Source organism: Herbidospora mongoliensis (assembly GCF_001570545.1).
In the GTDB taxonomy this organism is placed as follows: Bacteria; Actinomycetota; Actinomycetes; order Streptosporangiales; family Streptosporangiaceae; genus Herbidospora; species Herbidospora mongoliensis.
Window position 1 is genome coordinate 564,973 of the sequence record NZ_BBXD01000011.1, and the last position, 15,931, is coordinate 580,903.

15 protein-coding genes and 1 other RNA gene are annotated in these 15,931 nt (G+C 70.2%); 6 read left to right on the top strand and 10 right to left on the bottom strand.

The window, feature by feature from the left end; genetic code table 11:
• Positions 1–163: 163 nt before the first annotated feature.
• An RNA gene (rnpB, locus tag AW272_RS14080) (RNase P RNA component class A) lies at positions 164–555 on the bottom strand.
• Positions 556–791: 236 nt separating this feature from the next.
• On the opposite strand from rnpB, the gene AW272_RS14085 reads away from it, so the two are divergent.
• A complete protein-coding gene (locus AW272_RS14085) occupies positions 792–1,358 on the top strand; it encodes a GNAT family N-acetyltransferase (RefSeq protein WP_083958285.1) in 567 nt (188 codons plus the stop codon).
• 212 nt (positions 1,359–1,570) lie between these two features.
• Here AW272_RS14085 and AW272_RS14090 read toward each other — a convergent pair whose 3' ends face one another.
• The 3 genes from AW272_RS14090 to AW272_RS14100 are packed head-to-tail and all read right to left on the bottom strand — an operon-like array spanning position 1,571 to position 4,409.
• Positions 1,571–2,839 carry a bifunctional RNase H/acid phosphatase gene (locus AW272_RS14090; RefSeq protein ID WP_066364436.1) on the bottom strand — a complete coding sequence of 423 codons (1,269 nt, stop codon included), beginning with the start codon at positions 2,837–2,839 and terminating at the stop codon, positions 1,571–1,573.
• Positions 2,836–3,576, bottom strand: a complete 741-nt coding sequence (locus AW272_RS14095; protein WP_066364439.1) for a zinc ribbon domain-containing protein — start codon at positions 3,574–3,576, stop codon at positions 2,836–2,838. The genes AW272_RS14090 and AW272_RS14095 overlap by 4 nt, the downstream gene beginning before the upstream one ends.
• A gap of 2 nt (positions 3,577–3,578) precedes the next feature.
• Positions 3,579–4,409 carry a Nif3-like dinuclear metal center hexameric protein gene (locus tag AW272_RS14100; RefSeq protein WP_245657531.1) on the bottom strand — a complete coding sequence of 277 codons (831 nt, stop codon included), beginning with the start codon at positions 4,407–4,409 and terminating at the stop codon, positions 3,579–3,581.
• Positions 4,410–4,447: 38 nt separating this feature from the next.
• On the opposite strand from AW272_RS14100, the gene AW272_RS14105 reads away from it, so the two are divergent.
• Genes AW272_RS14105 through AW272_RS14120 form a run of 4 tightly spaced genes read left to right on the top strand, consistent with a single transcriptional unit; the run spans position 4,448 to position 8,751 of the window.
• Positions 4,448–5,869, top strand: coding sequence for a flavin-containing monooxygenase (locus tag AW272_RS14105; RefSeq protein WP_066364440.1), 1,422 nt, complete (start codon positions 4,448–4,450; stop codon positions 5,867–5,869).
• Between the two features lie 34 nt (positions 5,870–5,903).
• Entirely contained in the window at positions 5,904–6,929 is a 1,026-nt protein-coding gene (locus tag AW272_RS14110; RefSeq protein WP_066364441.1) for a dipeptidase, read from the top strand.
• Positions 6,926–8,029 carry a M20 family metallopeptidase gene (locus AW272_RS14115; protein ID WP_218010884.1) on the top strand — a complete coding sequence of 368 codons (1,104 nt, stop codon included), beginning with the start codon at positions 6,926–6,928 and terminating at the stop codon, positions 8,027–8,029. Before AW272_RS14110 ends, AW272_RS14115 begins: the two co-directional genes overlap by 4 nt.
• Positions 8,026–8,751: a GNAT family N-acetyltransferase gene (locus AW272_RS14120; protein ID WP_245657533.1), complete on the top strand. Its 726-nt coding sequence runs from the start codon at positions 8,026–8,028 to the stop codon at positions 8,749–8,751. Before AW272_RS14115 ends, AW272_RS14120 begins: the two co-directional genes overlap by 4 nt.
• On the opposite strand, the gene AW272_RS14125 is transcribed toward AW272_RS14120, so the two are convergent.
• From AW272_RS14125 to AW272_RS14150, 6 genes are all read right to left on the bottom strand, one after another.
• A complete protein-coding gene (locus tag AW272_RS14125) occupies positions 8,738–9,661 on the bottom strand; it encodes a hypothetical protein (protein ID WP_066364447.1) in 924 nt (307 codons plus the stop codon). The two genes, AW272_RS14120 and AW272_RS14125, sit on opposite strands and share 14 nt — an antisense overlap.
• Positions 9,662–9,664: 3 nt before the next feature.
• Entirely contained in the window at positions 9,665–10,501 is an 837-nt protein-coding gene (locus AW272_RS14130; protein WP_066364448.1) for a protein phosphatase 2C domain-containing protein, read from the bottom strand.
• A 5-nt stretch (positions 10,502–10,506) separates the two neighbouring features.
• On the bottom strand, positions 10,507–11,178 hold the full coding sequence (locus AW272_RS14135; protein ID WP_083958286.1) for a vWA domain-containing protein: 672 nt from the start codon (positions 11,176–11,178) through the stop codon (positions 10,507–10,509).
• A 9-nt stretch (positions 11,179–11,187) separates the two neighbouring features.
• Positions 11,188–11,655 carry a hypothetical protein gene (locus AW272_RS14140; RefSeq protein ID WP_066364746.1) on the bottom strand — a complete coding sequence of 156 codons (468 nt, stop codon included), beginning with the start codon at positions 11,653–11,655 and terminating at the stop codon, positions 11,188–11,190.
• Complete coding sequence (locus AW272_RS14145) at positions 11,652–12,935, bottom strand: hypothetical protein (protein ID WP_066364450.1); 1,284 nt, start codon at positions 12,933–12,935, stop codon at positions 11,652–11,654. The genes AW272_RS14140 and AW272_RS14145 overlap by 4 nt, the downstream gene beginning before the upstream one ends.
• Positions 12,936–13,053: 118 nt before the next feature.
• Positions 13,054–14,484, bottom strand: coding sequence for an AMP-binding protein (locus AW272_RS14150; RefSeq protein ID WP_066364452.1), 1,431 nt, complete (start codon positions 14,482–14,484; stop codon positions 13,054–13,056).
• A gap of 102 nt (positions 14,485–14,586) precedes the next feature.
• On the opposite strand from AW272_RS14150, the gene AW272_RS14155 reads away from it, so the two are divergent.
• The gene (locus AW272_RS14155; protein ID WP_245657535.1) at positions 14,587–15,930 is read left to right on the top strand and encodes a sensor histidine kinase; all 1,344 of its coding nucleotides are present in this window, start codon (positions 14,587–14,589) and stop codon (positions 15,928–15,930) included.
• Position 15,931 lies beyond the last annotated feature (1 nt).

A 15,931-nucleotide genomic window follows, 5' to 3' on the forward strand; every position in this document is an offset into this window, starting at 1 on the left:
GCGCCGAGGTCCACCGCCATAACCGCCACCCGTCGGGAGTCGGAAACAGCGGGCGCGGGACACGTTCACGCCGTCCTAGATCACTGACGATGTGCACACGACCTGCCTCCCGACAGTTGATCTTGCCGGGAGAGCACTTCCATGCACGCAAAGGCTTATAAGGCGGACGAGTCGGCCTATAGGCCGGGTTCTGTGGTCATTGCTGACCGACGGCCATCCATCTAGGGCCACGATTGCTCGTGGTCTCAAGCGGTCTACCCGCGTGCCATCGGGCGGGCAGCCCTCAAACGGCACGCGCGGGAGTCCGGAGACTCCCTTCTTGACCTTGCTCCGGGTGGGGTTTACCTAGCCGCCCCCGTCACCGGGGGCGCTGGTGGTCTCTTACACCACCGTTTCACCCTTACCTCCCCTGTATGGGAAAGGCGGTCTGTTCTCTGTGGCACTGTCCCGCGGGTTACCCCGGGTCGGTGTTACCGACCACCCTGCCCTGTGGAGCCCGGACCTTCCTCGGCGAGACCCCGTGAAGGATCTCGACGCGACCGTCCGGCCGGCTCGTCCGCCGTACCTCCAACCCTATCGGCTCTCCAAGCCACCCAAGTGGCCCTCTCCAAGTGGCCCATCGCTGAGCATGCCACCGAGCTGGAAAGACGCCGAGTGGTCCCCATGAAAGTGGCCCGATCCTCAAGCGGGCCCCAAGGACGTGGCAAGCGTGACCGCGTCCAATGGCACAGACGGTGGCCGCGGGGGCGGCTACAACCGGAGTCGCACCGAACAGCGAGGGGGTAGTCGAAATGAACCGGCCGCCGAGAGGGCCACGGCCCATCAGAATCACCCAGCAGGCGCATCCTCGCCTGCGCGTCGACGGGACGGACCTGGTCACGCGGCCCATGACGCTCGAAGATGCCCAGGGCATACGGGACATGCACGAAAGGTGTTCCCCGGAGACCCTGCGCCTGCGCTACTTCGGCCCGTTGCCCCGGCTGAGCGACGCGGTCATGCGCATGTTCACCAACCCGGAGCGGGGCATCACGCTGGTCACCCACCTGGAGGGGGAACCCCGGCAGGTCGTCGCGATGACGAACCTGATGGACCTGGAGCCCGGCGAGGCCGAGGTCGCGCTACTCGTCGAGGACGGCTGGCAGGGCCGGGGCCTCGGCGGCGTCCTGATGCGTTACGCGCTCGCTCTCGCGCCGTCGAGGCGGGCGCAGGTGATCACCGCCAGTGTGTACGCCAGCAACGCCCGCATGCTCTCGATCCTGAAGAGCGCGGGAGCCGAGCAGCCGTCGATGACCGGCCTGATCCTCGACGTACGGCTCCCGCTGACCTCTTCCCCGACCGAGACCGCGCCCTGCGGCTGAACTCCCGCCGGCCAGCCCTGACATCACGCTTCCGACGACCCGTCCCCGAACCACCGGGGCGGATCGGAGGGCCCGCGCCAGAAGGTGAGATGCGCGGCGTCGTTGATCGCCCACTGGACCGCTGGGCCGTTGCGGGGCGGCGAAGGTCAGTGCGACGAAGGGATCCGCCGTGTCACTGCTCCGTCGGAACCTCACTGCGGTCAGTCAGAGAGTCAACGCGAAAACGTGAGGTGCGCGGTGTCGTTGAACACTCGTAGGACCGCCGGGCCGTCGCTGTAGTAGTCGATGGCCGACAGGCAGGCCAGGTCGAGGTGCATCCGATACAGCGCCTCTGGAGGCGCGTTCAGGGCATAGCGGACCAGCAGCTTGATCGGGGTCACGTGGGAGACGACGAGGACCGTCTCTCCCGGGTGCCCGGCCAGGATGCGTTCGCGCGCCCGCTGGACCCGGTGTCCGGCCGTCTGGAAGCTCTCCCCGCCGGGCGGGGCCACCGCGGGGTCGGCCAGCCAGGCCGTCATCTCGTGGGGCCAGCGTTCCTGGATCTCGGCGAAGGTGCGGCCTTCCCAGGCGCCGAAGTCGGTCTCGCGCAGATCTTCGTCGACGTGGACGGGCAGGCCGGTCGCCTTGGCCACGGCCTCGGCGGTCTGCCTCGCCCGGCCCAGCGGGGAGGAGACGATGGCGTTGAGCTTGGCCCCGGCCAGGCGCTCGGCGGCCTTTTCTGCCTGTGACTCTCCCAGCTCCGTGAGAACGGGGTCGCCCAGGCCGGAGAACCGTTTCTCGACGGAGAGCGCGGTCTGGCCGTGCCGCAGGAGGATCAGGGTCGTGGCCACCCAGGTGGCGCCTGTCCACGGGTTGCCGGTCGAGACGGTCGTCGACGTCTCGGTCCGTGAGGTCACCGAGACCGACGACGAGTCGCCTAGAACAGACGTCTGAGCAGTCGCACGAGCAGACCCATCAGGCCTCGGCGCCGTCGCTTCTTCCGGACTTTGATTCTCGTGTTTCCGCGCCGGATCTGGATCCGGGTCGAAGATCCCCGTCGTCGTACGCGTACTCGAACTCGACCATTTCTCACCACGTGCCGCCGCATCCATCGCCTCGTTGGCCAGGGCGTCGGCGTGGGTGTTCCGCTCGCGCGGGATCCACGTCCATGTCACCCGGAAGCGGCGCGCGAGCGCGGCCGCCTCGGTGGCCAGGGGCCGCAGGCCCTCGTTCTTGATTTTCCAGCGGCCGGCCATCTGCTCGATGACCAGCTTGGAGTCCATGCGGACCTCGACGGGGATCCCGTCGAGGCCCAGGCCGGTCAGGGCCGTCAGGCCGGCGATCAGGCCGCGGTATTCGGCCACGTTGTTCGTGGTCACCCCGATGGACTCGGCCGCCTCGGCGGCGACCGATCCGTCGGGGGCGAAGACCACGGCGCCGTAGCCGGCGGGGCCGGGGTTGCCCCGCGACCCTCCGTCGGCCTCGATGGAATAGTTGGTCACAGGCCCGACTCGTTGGTGCGGATGAGGATCCGGCGGCACTCCTCACAGCGCACGACCTCGTCGGGCTTGGCGGCCTTGATGACGTTCAGGTCGGCGATCGACATCGTCGTGCGGCAGCCGAGGCAGCGGCCGCCCTGCAGCAGGGCGGCACCCACTCCGCTGGCTTCGCGCAGCTTCTCGTAGAGGGCGAGGAGGTCTGCGGGGATCTCGCCGGAGATGGTCTTGCGCCGGGTGGTGACCTCGGAGCCGTCCTTGTCGATCTCGGCGAAGGCGGTGTCGCGGCGGCTCTCGGCGCCGACGAGGTCGGCGGTGATCGTCTCGCGTTCGGTGCGCAGGCCCGCGACGCGGCCGTCGGCCGTCTCGCGGCGTTCCATGATCTCCAGGACGACCTCCTCGAGGTCGCCCTGCCTGCGGTGCAGCGAGGCGATCTCGGACTGGAGGCTGGCCAGGTCACGGGGGGAGGAGACGCCACCGGAGTCGAGGCGCTTCTGGTCGCGCTCGCCGCGCTGGCGGACGGCGTCGACGTCGGATTCGGCCTTCGACTGCTCGCGGCCCAGGTCGGTCGACTCGGTCTCGGCGGCGATCATCTGGGTGGCGATCTGCGCCAGGCGCTTGGTCAGGTCGTCGATGACGGCCAGTTCGGGGAGGGTGCGGCGGCGGTGACGGAGCCGGTCGAGGGCTGCGTCCTGCTCAGCCAGGTCAAGGAGGCGCTTCTGTGCGTCCGGTGCGGCTTTCATCCCTATCCTCGCTGTGCTGTTGTGGTCCAGGCGTCGGTGACCCTCTCGGAGACGCGCGCCTCCACATTATTGCCCGTCGCCGCGAGGGCCGTGGTCAGCCTTTCGGCGGCATCGGTGAGCCAGGGCCACTCCGTCGCCCAGTGGGCGGCGTCGATCAGGGCGGGGCCGTCGTCCTCGGCGTACTCGCTCGCCGGATGGTGCCGCAGGTCGGCGGTGAGGAACACGTCGACGGCGGCCCGCTTGGCGGCTCTGAGCAGTGAGTCTCCGGCGCCGCCGGAGACCGCGACGGTCTTCACCACGCGGTCGGGGTCACCGGAGACCCGCAGGCCCCCGGACGTCCGGGGCAGGCCGTGGGCGGCCAGGGCGGCGAACTTGGCCAGGCTCATCGACACCGGCAGCTCCCCCACCCGGCCGAGACCCAGCCGGGGCCGGTCGGGCAAGGGAACGAGCGGCCGCAGCGAGCCGGTCAGCCCGACCGCGCGGGCCAGCGCGTCGGAGACGCCGGGGTCGGCGACGTCGGCGTTGGTGTGGGCGGTGTAGAGGGCGACGTTCGAGCGGATCAGGCGGTGGACGATGCGGCCCTTGGCGGTGGTCGCGGCGACCGAGGTGACGCCCTTCAGGTAGAGGGGGTGGTGGGTGACGATCAGGTCGGCGCCCCAGTCGAGGGCCTCCTCGGCGACGGCCGTCACCGGGTCGACGGCGAACAGCACCTTCCCCACGGTCTGGGTGGGATCGCCGCAGACGAGGCCGACGGCGTCCCACGATTCGGCGGTGGCCGGGTCATAGGAGGCCTCGAGAGAGCGGATCACCGTGTGCAGGATCGTCTCGGTCACCCTGGGAGGTTACCGGCCGCCGGGTTAGCGTGGACTCCATGCGAGTGGCCATCATCGGAGCCGGGTTCGGTGGCCTCTGCATGGCCGTCAAACTGGCCAGAAAAGGGATCCCCCATGTCGTCTTCGAGAAGGGTGGCGGGGTCGGCGGGACCTGGCGCGTCAACACCTATCCGGGGGCGGGCTGCGACATCCCCTCGCACCTCTACTCGTACTCGTTCGAGCCCTATTGTGACTGGTCACGGCGTTATCCGGGGCAGCAGGAGATCCTCGCCTACCTGGAGATGATCGCGGCCAAGCACGACGTGCGGCCCAGGTTCGGGACCGAGGTGACCGAACTCGCCCACGACGGGACCGGCTGGCTGGTGGTCACCCCGAAGGCGGCCGAGCGGTTCGACGTGGTGGTGACGGCCGTGGGGCAGCTCGACCGGCCGTCCATGCCCGACATCCCCGGCATGGACACCTTCCAGGGCGACGCCTTCCACTCGGCTCGCTGGGGAGCGCGGGACCTCCAGGGGAAACGGGTCGCCGTCATCGGCACGGGCTCCTCCGCCGCCCAGCTCGTCCCGCCGGTGGCCGAGACCGCCGGTCAGGTGGACGTCTACCAGCGCACCCCCAACTGGGTGCTGCCGAAGGCCGACGGCGAGTTCGGGCCGCTGACCAGGGCGATGTTCAGATGGGTGCCGGGGGCCCATCGGGCGTACCGAGAATGGATCTTCGCCTACCTCGAGAACACGGTGTTCCCGGCCTTCGTCGACGGGTGGAGCACCGACGTGATCAGGAAGATGGCGCTCGTCCATCTCCACCGCGAGATCCGCGATCCCGAGCTCCGCCGGAAGCTCACGCCCGGCTACCCGCCCGGCTGCAAGCGGATCGTCCTCGACAGCCGCTTCTATCCGGCGCTGACCAGGCCCAACGTCGAACTGATCACCGACCCGATCACCCGAATCGTCCCAGAAGGGGTGGAGACGTCGTCGGGGCTGAGAAGAACCGACGCCATCGTGTACGCCACCGGCTTCCACTCCACCGAATTCCTCCTCCCGATGACCGTCACCGGAACCCACGGCCGCGACCTGCACGAGCAGTGGCGGGACGGTGCCGAGGCCTATCTGGGCCTGGCCGCGCCCGGTTTCCCCAACCTCTTCTTCCTGTACGGCCCCAACACCAACCTGGGGCACAACTCCATCGTCCACATGCTGGAGGCCCAGGTCAGCTACGTCATGGGGTGCCTCGATCTGATCGCCGAGAGGGGTCAGATGGAGGTGACGGAGGGGGCGCTCTCGACGTACACAACCGCTTTGAACAGGGCTCTCGCGGCCACGGTCTGGAACCGGGGCTGCCGGAGCTGGTACATGACCCCCACTGGGAAGATCACCAACAACTGGCCCCGCAACGCCCGCGACTACCGGAGATTCACCCGGCGCCCCCGACCTGGGGCGTACAACTTCGGAACGGGGCGGTAACGTCCGTTAGACGCTTTCCGGAAGGAGCCACGCCATGCTGCACTTCGACGCGGTGGTGGCCGACACCCACAACGACCTCCTGATGGCCGTGGCCGCCCGCCCGCCGAAGCACTGGGTCCAGTACTTCCGCGACACCTGGCTCCCCCAGCTCACCGAGGGCGGGGTGAACCTGCAGGTCCTGCCCGTTTTCATCGACGACTGGTATCGGCCCGAGGGCGCCCTGCGGCAGACCCTCCGCATGATCGAGGCCGCCCACGTGATCGCCGCCGAGGTCGACGAGGTCCGCCTCTGCCTCAACGGGGACGAGATCTCCCAGGCGCTGGCCGACGGCAAAATCGCGCTGGTGCTGGCCATGGAGAGCATGCCCGGCCTCGACGCGAGCGTGGAGCTCATCCCGACCCTGCACCGGCTCGGCGTGCGGGTCGCCTCGATCGCGCACTGGGGCCGCACCCCTCTGGCCGACGGCAGCGGCGAAGACGCCACCGGCTCCCGGCTGACCGCCGCGGGGGTCGAGTCCCTGGAGATCATGGAAGACCTGGGGATCGTCTTCGACGTGTCCCACCTGGGCGCCTCCGGCGTCGCCCACGTGCTGGAGCGGGCCCGGCGGCCGGTGATGGCGACCCACTCGTCGGCGCGGGCGCTGCTCGACCACCACCGGAACCTGACCGACGACCAGCTGCGCGGCGTCGCCGCCACCGGCGGCGTGATCTGCGTGAACTTCCTGCCGGCCTTCCTGACCGAGCACCCCAGGAAGGTCACCGTCGACAACCTGGTCGACCACATCGCCCACATCGCCTCGGTGGCCGGGATCGAACACGTGGGCCTGGGCCCCGACTTCATCCGCGAGGTCCTGTTCGACCTGACCCCGCCCTGCTGCGAGACCAACGGCACGACCGGCCTCGACGTCGACGCCGTCATCCCCGGCCTCGACGGCCCGCGCGGCCTGCCGCTGGTGACCGAGGCACTGGAGAAGCACGGCTTCTCCCCTGATGAGATCCGCCTGATCCTGGGCGAAAACGTACTGCGCCTGTTCCAGGCCGAGTTGGGGGTTCGCCGGTGAATCTGGGTCAGATGGTGGCCGACCTGGAGGAACTGGTCACCTGCGAGTCGTTCTCATCCGACCACGCCGCCGTCGCGAAGAGCGCCGACGTGGTCGCGGAGGTCGGCGCCCGGCGGCTGGGCGCCGTCCCCGAGCGGGTGACCATCCGGGGGGTGTCCCACCTGCGCTGGACCTTCGGCACGCCGCGCGTCCTGCTGCTCGGCCACCACGACACGGTGTGGCCCGTCGGAACGCTGGCCGACATGCCGTGGAGCCACCGCGACGGGATCGCGCGCGGCCCCGGCGTCTTCGACATGAAGGCCGGGCTGGTCCAGCTCTTCCACGCCCTGTCCGCACTGCCGTCTCTGGACGGGGTCTCCGTGCTGGTCGTCGGCGACGAGGAGCTGGGCTCGCCCACCTCGCAGCCGCTGATCGAGGAGTCGGCGCGGGGGCTGTCCGCCGCGTTCGTCCTGGAGGCCAGCGCCGACGGCGGGGCGTTGAAACTGGCCCGGAAGGGCATCTCCCGGTACGAACTCCTGGTGCACGGCCGCGCCGCCCACGCCGGCCTGGAACCCGAGAAGGGCGCCAACGCCGGGATCGAGCTCGCGCACCAGATCATCGCCATCACCCGGGTGGCCGAGCAGGTGTCCTCCTCCTCAGGTCCCGGATCGCTGTCGGTGACGCCGTCGCTGATGTCGGCCGGAACCTCGACCAACACGATCCCCGCACTGGGCCGGGTGGCCATCGACGTGCGAGTGCCCGACGTGGCGTCGCAGCAGCGGGTCGACGAGCTGATGCGGGCCCTGTCCCCCGTTCTCGCGGGAACGCGTCTGGAGCTTCTGGGCGGCCCCAACCGGCCCCCGTTCGACGGAGTGGCCTCCGCCGCGCTGTTCGAGCGGGCGGTGGGGATCGCGGCGTCGCTCGGGATGCCGCCGCTGACCGGGGTGTCCGTGGGCGGGGCCTCCGACGGCAACTTCACCGCCGGGGTCGGCACTCCCACCCTCGACGGGCTGGGCGCCCTCGGCGGCGGCGCGCACGCGCCGGAGGAACATGTCCTGGTGGAGCACATGCCCGTGCGGGCCCGGCTGCTGACGGAATTGGTGCGGTCGGTGCTGGCGTGAACGTGCGGGAACTGACGACGCTCGCCGAGTTCGAGGCCCTGCACTCGGTGTTCGACGAGATCTGGCGGCCCGATCCGGCCAATCCGCCGGCGACCGTGGAGCTGATGCGGGCCCTTTCCGCCACGGGAAACTATGTGGCGGGGGCCTTCGTCGACGGGCGGCTGGCCGGGGGGACGGTGGGGTTCTGCTCACCGCCTCGGGAGGCTTCGCTGCATTCGCATGTGACGGGGGTCGTCACGCCCGGGGCCGGCCTCGCTCTCAAGCGGCATCAGCGGTCGTGGGCACTGGCCCGGGGGATCTCGACGATCACGTGGACGTTCGATCCTCTGGTACGGCGCAACGCCTATTTCAACCTGGTGAAACTGGGGGCTCGGCCGGAGAAGTACCACATCGACTTCTACGGGGCGATGGCGGACGCGGTGAACGGCGGCGACGAGTCAGATCGGGTGCTGGCGGTCTGGCGGATCACGCAGACCGGTCCACCCACCGAGATACCGGAAGCCGTGATCGCCGTCGCGGCCGACGGTCCTTCCGTACGGGAGACGGACGCCCCCGTGGTGCTGATTCAGCTGCCCGAAGACATCGAACGGCTGCGCCGGGAGGACCCGATGGCGGCCAAGCGGTGGCGGATGGCCGTCCGGGAGGAACTGGGCGGACGGCTCCTGCGAGGGTGGCAGGTGATCGGGTTCCGCGACGGCGGCTACGTCGTCAGCGCCCCCTGAGGTCGATCACCGGGCGGGCCGCCCGGTCCATCGGCGCCTTCGGCAGGTTCGGCGGCGTGCGCACCGGGCCCGGCGCCGGCAGGTCGATCACCCCGCGGTCACTCAGCGCCCGCTCCCAATGGTGGGCCGTCGGCCGGGTCCCGACCGGTCCGGCCGCCTCCGCGAAGCGTTTCGTCACCTCGGTCACGACGCGTGGCGGCAGACCGGCGACGAAAGCGGGCGGTGTGCCGGGTCGCAGGTCGTAGCCGCAGGTCAGAATCCGGGTGATGAGAAGGGCCAGCTTGTACCGGTCGGTGTCCAGCTCGGGACCGGTCTCCGGTTGCAGCGGGTCGTTCCAGTCGAGGGTCTCCGGCTGCGCCATCACCGGAAGCCGCCCGTGCAGCCGAGCGCCGTCGCAGTCGAGCAGGAAGACGCCACCGGCCGGCGACCAGAGGGCGTTGCGCATCGACACGTCCCCGACCACGATGCCCGCGGTGTGGAGCAGCCGGAACAGCGCCGCCCAGGCGCGGGCCACTGCCAGCCGGCCGGGACCGTCGAGCGGATGGATGTCACCCCACAGCGGTTTGCGGGGGAACATCAGGAACTGGACCTCGCGGAGTTTCGGCCCGCTCACCTGGCTGCCCCAGAACGGCGCGGGCACCCGGTGCATCAGGAAACCCATGACCCGGGTTCCGTCGACCACCCGGTGGAGCGGCCAGGCGGCCTGGCGGAGCAGCAGGTCGCGATCGGCGGCGCCCAGCCGGGCGGGCACGCCGACCAGGTCGAACAGCGCGGTGCCGTTGACCTTCTCCGGCTGCAGATACTCCTTGTAGACGAGGCCGTCCTGACGGGCGAGCTCGTAGACGTTGCCCTGGCCGCCCTTGCCGAGGATCCGGCCCGGTCGTAGCGCGCCGAGCGAGACGTCGTACACGGCTCAGCTCCCCCAGACGCACACGGCGGTGCGGTCGTCGGTGTGGGACTTCGCGCGGAAGGCGAGTTGCCAGCCGAACTCCAGCAGGCCCGGGACCGGCCGCCGCCACCATTCGGCCAGCTGGGCCCGGACCTTCTCGTCGTGCATCGGGCCGGTCAGGCCGTCGGTGCAGACCACGAGGGCATCGTCGGCGCCGAGTTCGACGGTGGCCGTGCGGACCGTTCCGGGGTGGAGGGGGAGGGCGGCGGTCCGGCCGTCCACGATGTCGCCGTCGGTGTCGGCATCGGTGTCCAGCAGCGAGGTGAACTCGCCGTCCCGCAGCAGCAGGGCGGGGCTGTCCCCGACGGCGAAGACGACACAGTGCCGGGGTTCGCCGGACGGGGTCAGCTCCACCACCGCCGCCGTGAGGGTCGTGGCGTAGGTGACCGGATCGGCCGCGATGGCCGCGAGCATGCGCTGGGCGATCCCGTCGGCGATCTCCCCGGCCGTGTCCTCGTCCGGGTCGAGGAGCCGGCGGGCCACCGGTTCGGCCTCCTCGTAGAGAGACCGGCAGGCGAGCGCGGAGCCGAGGTGGGCCTCCGGCTGGCTGCCCACCCCGTCGGCGACGCAGACCAGCAGCACGTCCGGGCCGAGCAGCCACAGGCCCATGGCGTCCTGCCGGGTGGTGCCGTAGAAACGATGGTCGTCGCCGCGCAGGGACGCGGCCCGGACGGTCACGCCGGGCAGGTCCGCGCCGTCGATCACCGAGTCGGGCACCGCGTCCGGACGGCCGGGAAGGCCCATCGGGATGCCGGCCTTGGCGTGCGGGGTGCCGTACACGACCGGGGGTTCGAAGGTCATCGTGGTCAGACCACGTCGGCCGGGATCGTGGTGAATCCCGGCACCTTGTCGGGCATCGCCAGCGTCATGCCGCCGCCCGGTCCGGCGGAGGTGCCCGAGTGGACGATCGACCGGATCAGCGACTGGGCGAACTCCCGCAGGGCGCCGGCGGGCCCCATCGTGCCGTCGGCGACGAAGCCGCGCACGGTCGCGACGTGCTGGATCGTCGCGTGGTCGGCCTGGCCGAACCCGAACGCGAGGATGTTGGGGCGGGGCCCCCACGCCGGGTCGACCACCCGCTGGTAGGCGGCGGGCCACTTCGCGTTGTCGTTGGGCTGGCCGTCGGTGAGGAAGAACACCGCCGGGCGTAGCACCTGGTGACCGTCGGCCTTCAGCGCGGCGACGTCGCGGGTGATGGTGTCGCGCAGCAGTTCGAAGACGCTCTGGTAATTGGTGCCGCCGGACGCGGTGAGACCCGGCACCTGGGTCAGCTCGCTCAGGTCGGAGAGCGGGAGCAGGACCTGCGCCTCGTGGTTGAAGCTGATCAGGGAGAACCGGGTCTTGTCGGCCACCACCGGGTTGCCGCCGATCTCCTGGTGCAGCTCGGGCAGGGCCTGGTTGATCGCGTCGATGGGCGGGCCGTCCATCGACGACGACTCGTCACAGACGAGGTAGAAGGGCAGGACCTGTTCGCTCACTTCTGGCTCCTACTTGGCGTGGAAGAGGTAGATCTGCAGGATCACGGCGCCGCCGCTTGCCCCGATGAGCTGGAAGTCGCGCGTCGCGACGTCGGCGAAGAGCCGCCCGTCGACCCGTTCGAGCAGCTCGTTGACCGACCGGGCGAACTTCTCGCCGCCGTCGTGCTCGGCCCCGAAGGTGAGCACGATCCCGGCCTTGCGGCCCTCCAGCCTGGGCTCGGCCCGCACGGCCTTCCGCAGCGCGGCGACCTGGGCCTTGGTGCTCCTGCCGCGCGGGACGGTCAGGGTCAGCCGCACATAGCGGCGCTCCAGGGCCTGGCGCGCCGGAGGGGTCGGCGACGGGCTCGGCGAGGAGGCCGCCACGGCCTTCGGGACCGGCGTGGGCTCCTGTGTGCCCAGCACCACGATCGCGAAAGCCAGCAGCAGGTCGGCGAACAGCCACCCGGCGATGGCCGGGATGGCGAGCCGGGGGCTCATGGGCGCCGCTGCCAGGGCCACCGCCGGTCGAGCCGGGACGCCAGGACGTCCACGGAGGCGCGCAGCGCGGTGAGCTCCGCGACCATCGTGGCCACCCGGACGTCCAGGCCGGGCTGACCGGCGGCGTTACGGGCGATCTCGGCCCGCAGGGCGCCGACCGCCTCGGCGACGACCTGCTCCAGCCGGTGGGCCGTGGCCGCCGACTGGCCGTCGAGGCGGTGGACGGAGTCGGGGATGCGGTCCAGCGACGACTGCAGCGACTGGAGGACCGCGGCGACGATGCCGAGCTGGTCGGAGCTGCGCTCGTTGTGGTGGGAGTAGAGGGCCCCCTCGGTCCGCCACTCGGTCAGGGCGGTCGAGATGGCCTCCCCCGCCCGGTCGAGTGAACCGCCGACGGAGGTGGTCAGGGCGCGTTCACCCGCTGAGACCGACCGGGCCAGTTCGGAGGAGGAGGCGGCGACCACGTCCGCGGCCGCCGCGAGATCATCGGCGCCGACCCCGACCTGCCGGGCGGCCTCCTCGACGCGGACGGTGCCCTCCCGCAGCGTCTCGATCGACCGGCGGGCCGCCAGCAGGGTCTCGTGCGCCTCGATCTGCATGACCCGCACGGCGTCGACGGTCGCCTGGACGTCCTTGGAGGCCTCGATGAGCCCTTCGACCCCGGTCGCCAGGCGCGACTGGTCGGTGACCCGATAGTCGGCCAGCCTCAGTTCGACGGTGGTGAGCGCGGCGGCCAACCGGCTGAGAAGCTCCGACTGCTCGACCGCGGCCTTCCGGTCCCGGCGCCAGCGGAACAGCGCCTGCACGACCGAGATCGTAAGCAGAACTCCGAGCGCTATCAGCGTGTAGAGGGCGATGCGGTCGAAATGCCATGTCGCGCTGAGGCGGCCGTTGAAACCGGTCTGCCACTGTTCCAGAAACGATTTCCCGGCCAGGCTGACATCGCCGCGGCTCTCGCGATAGGCCGCCGTGGCGTCTTTGAGCCCCCACCAGGTGATGCCGATCGGGAAGAAGATCAGCACACCCGGCAGCAGGTCGAAGACCGCGCCCGCCGTCGAGCGCGGTGCGGGGGTCACGGTGTCGTCCCGCAGAAAGGCGGAAAACAGCCCGACACCCGCCCATCGCCTCAGGTCAGTGCCGGTGTCAAGGTCATCGGCCAGTTGGGTGAGCTGGTCGCGCCGGCGGGCCAGGCGCGGGTTCCGGGCGAGGTCGCGCAGTTCACCGATCGTGTCGGCAAGCGACGGGTCGGATAAAACCGCCGCATGCGTGATCGCCGTCAATTCCTACCGCCCGTGCATGAGCCGGATAAATGCCGCCCCATCTATACCGGCGGCCCTCGATAACCGTGACACGAGTGACGGATTCGTGATCAATATGCATTTATTCGGACAGTCGGAATTAGTGATTAAGGTAGGCGTCCCGGACTTTCGTGCGCGACAACTTCCCGGTCGGAGTGCGGGGCAGGTCCTCGCGGAACTCGATCACGCGGGGATGCTTGAACCGGGCCAGCCTCACCCCCAGGTGATCTCTGAGCTCCTCCTCCGACACCTTCTCCGCCGTCTGGACCAGCGCCACCACCGAGTGGCCCCACTCCTCGTCGGGCACCCCGATCACCGCCGCCTCCACCACCGCGGGATGGGTCAGCAGGGCCGCCTCGATCTCGGCCGGGTAGATGTTCACGCCGCCGCTCACGATCAGGTCGGTCCGCCGGTCGAGCAGGAACAGGTACCCCTCGGAATCGAGGTAGCCGATGTCTCCGGGCGCGTACCACTCGCCGCGTTTCGAGGCCCTGGTCTTCGCCGGATCCTTGCGGTATTCGAAGGTGGTGGCGGATTTCACGTAGACCATCCCGGGCACCCCCGCCGGGACCACTCCGCCCTCGTCGTCGAGGATCCGCGCCTCCGTCCCGGGGGCGGGGCGGCCGACCGTGCCGGGATGGGCGAGCCACTCCTCGGGTCTCACCGCGAAGGCGATCGCCGACTCCGTGGAGCCGTAGTACTCGTACAGGATCGGGCCGAGCCAGTCCATCATGGCCTGCTTCACGTGGACGGGGCAGGTCGCGGCCGTGTGGATCACCTGGCGCAGCGACGACAGGTCGTAGCCGGACCGCACCTCCTCGGGCAGCCTGAGCATGCGGTGGAACATGGTCGGGACCATCATCGCGTTGGTCACGCGGTGCTTCTCGATCAGGTCCAGTACGGGTTCGGGGTCGAACCTCGGTGCGATGACGACCGTGTGGCCCAGGTGGAGGGCGAACTGGGCGTGGGCGCACGGCGCCGAGTGGTACATCGGGGAGGTCACCAGGTGCACGTCGTCGCCGGGCCGCAGGTCGAGGACCGCTTCGATGAACCAGACGTACAGCGGCAGCACGTCTTCCGGGGACTTGTCCGACTTGGGGCGCTGGACGCCCTTCGGGAAGCCCGTGGTCCCGCTCGTGTACCACATGACCTGGCCGTACGTCCGGTCGGGCGGATCGGTGATCGGGTTGCCCAGGGCCAGGGCGGCCACGTCTTCCGGGCCCCGGACGACCAGTTTCGCGTCGCTGTCGGTGACGATGTAGCCGATCTCGGCCTCGGTCAGGTGCCAGTTGACGGGGACGTAGTAGAGGCCGGTCTGGCCGGTGGCCAGCAGCATGACCAGGGCGTCCAGGCCGTTGCGGAGCGTGCCGGCGACGACGTCGCCGGCGGTCAGGCCGTGGTCGCGCAGGCCGTGGGAGACCTGGTTGGCCAGGGCGAGCAGGTCCCCCGCGCGGACCTTCGTACCGTCGACGTCGACCACGGCCAGGCGGTCGGGATCATTCCGGGCGATCAGGTAGAAGCTCGGGTCCATATATCGAGCATTGCGCCAGACGACCTGTTTGCCCAGCCTTGACCACTACGAGTAGCCGTCGTCCGACGTTCTGTGATCATGTGGGACATCAGGGGGAACAGGTTGTTCGCATGGCACCGATGGTCGCTGCGGGGCCGGTTGACGTTGGTCGCCGGTCTGGTCATGACGCTCCTGTGCCTTGCCGTGGCGGCCACCGTCCTCATCGGGATTCGCGGGCTGGCCGGTCAGTACAACGTCGACCGCATCATCAGCGCCGCGCTGAAGACCGTCCGCCTCGTGAAACTCGATCAGCTTCCGACCGACCTGCCCGCCCAGGGGATCGCCGGGGTCCAGGTGCTCCGGCCCGACGGGACCGTCCAGGCCGCCAGCCCGAGTCTCAGGGGCGAATTGCCCATCGTGGACTTCGAGCCGCCGGAGACGTCGGTCCGGCAGGATCGGGTCATCTGCGATATTCCGGCCTTTCCGGACAGCTGCATGACCATCGTCGCCATCCGCGTCTACGAGCCAGACGGCGAATGGATGGTGTACGGCGCCGACCCGGCCGTCCCCTGGTGGGTCGATCCCCGGGTCGACCTGTTGCTGCTGCTCAGCAGCGGGGCCCTCGTCGGGTTCACGGCGGCGGGGACGTACTGGCTGCTCGGCCGGGCGCTGGGGCCGGTGGACGCGATCAGCCGCGAACTCGCCGCGATCACCGTCAGCGACCTCGGCCACCGGGTGCCGGTGCCGCGCTACCGCGACGAGATCCACCGCCTGGCCGAGACCGCCAACGCCACCCTCGACCGTCTGGAGGAGGCCGTCGAGCAGCAGCGCCGCTTCGCCTCCGACGCCTCCCACGACCTGCGCAGCCCGCTGACCGCCATGCGCGCCGAGGTCGAGAGCTCCCTGCTCGACATCGAGGCCACCAACTGGGCCGATACCGGCGAGGCCATCCTGGCCAGCATCGACCGCCTTCAAGCGCTTGTGGACGACCTTCTCCAGATCGCCCGCCTCGATTCCGGCGCCCAGGGCCGGAGCGACCCGGTGGACCTCGGCCAGCTCGCCGCGATGGAGCTGGACCGGCGCAGGCACCGGATGAGGGTCGTCCGCGAACTCCACGCCGGCGTGATCATCCCCGGCGACCGCCTGCGCCTCGGCCGGGTCCTGACCAACCTCGTCGACAACGCCGAGCGGCACGCCAACTCGGTCGTCACCGTCAAGGTCTACGAGGAGGACGGCCAAGCGGTCATGGAGGTCCTCGACGACGGCGCCGGCGTCCCGCGCGACAAACGGGAGCACGTCTTCCAGCGTTTCACCCGCCTCGACGCCGCCCGCTCCCGCGACTCCGGCGGCACCGGCCTCGGCCTCGCCATCGCCCGCCAGATCTCCGAAAGCCACGGCGGCAGCCTGTGCATCGAGGACAGCGCCAAAGGTGCCCGATTCGTACTGCGAATCCCCGTCTCGCGCTAGG

Coding starts and splice junctions, on each gene's coding strand:
- AW272_RS14085 (WP_083958285.1), top strand. CDS start 792: ATGAACCGGCCGCCGAGAGGGCCACGGCCCATCAGAATCACCCAGCAG.
- AW272_RS14095 (WP_066364439.1), bottom strand. CDS start 3,576: ATGAAAGCCGCACCGGACGCACAGAAGCGCCTCCTTGACCTGGCTGAG.
- AW272_RS14105 (WP_066364440.1), top strand. CDS start 4,448: ATGCGAGTGGCCATCATCGGAGCCGGGTTCGGTGGCCTCTGCATGGCC.
- AW272_RS14110 (WP_066364441.1), top strand. CDS start 5,904: ATGCTGCACTTCGACGCGGTGGTGGCCGACACCCACAACGACCTCCTG.
- AW272_RS14130 (WP_066364448.1), bottom strand. CDS start 10,501: ATGACCTTCGAACCCCCGGTCGTGTACGGCACCCCGCACGCCAAGGCC.
- AW272_RS14140 (WP_066364746.1), bottom strand. CDS start 11,655: ATGAGCCCCCGGCTCGCCATCCCGGCCATCGCCGGGTGGCTGTTCGCC.
- AW272_RS14150 (WP_066364452.1), bottom strand. CDS start 14,484: ATGGACCCGAGCTTCTACCTGATCGCCCGGAATGATCCCGACCGCCTG.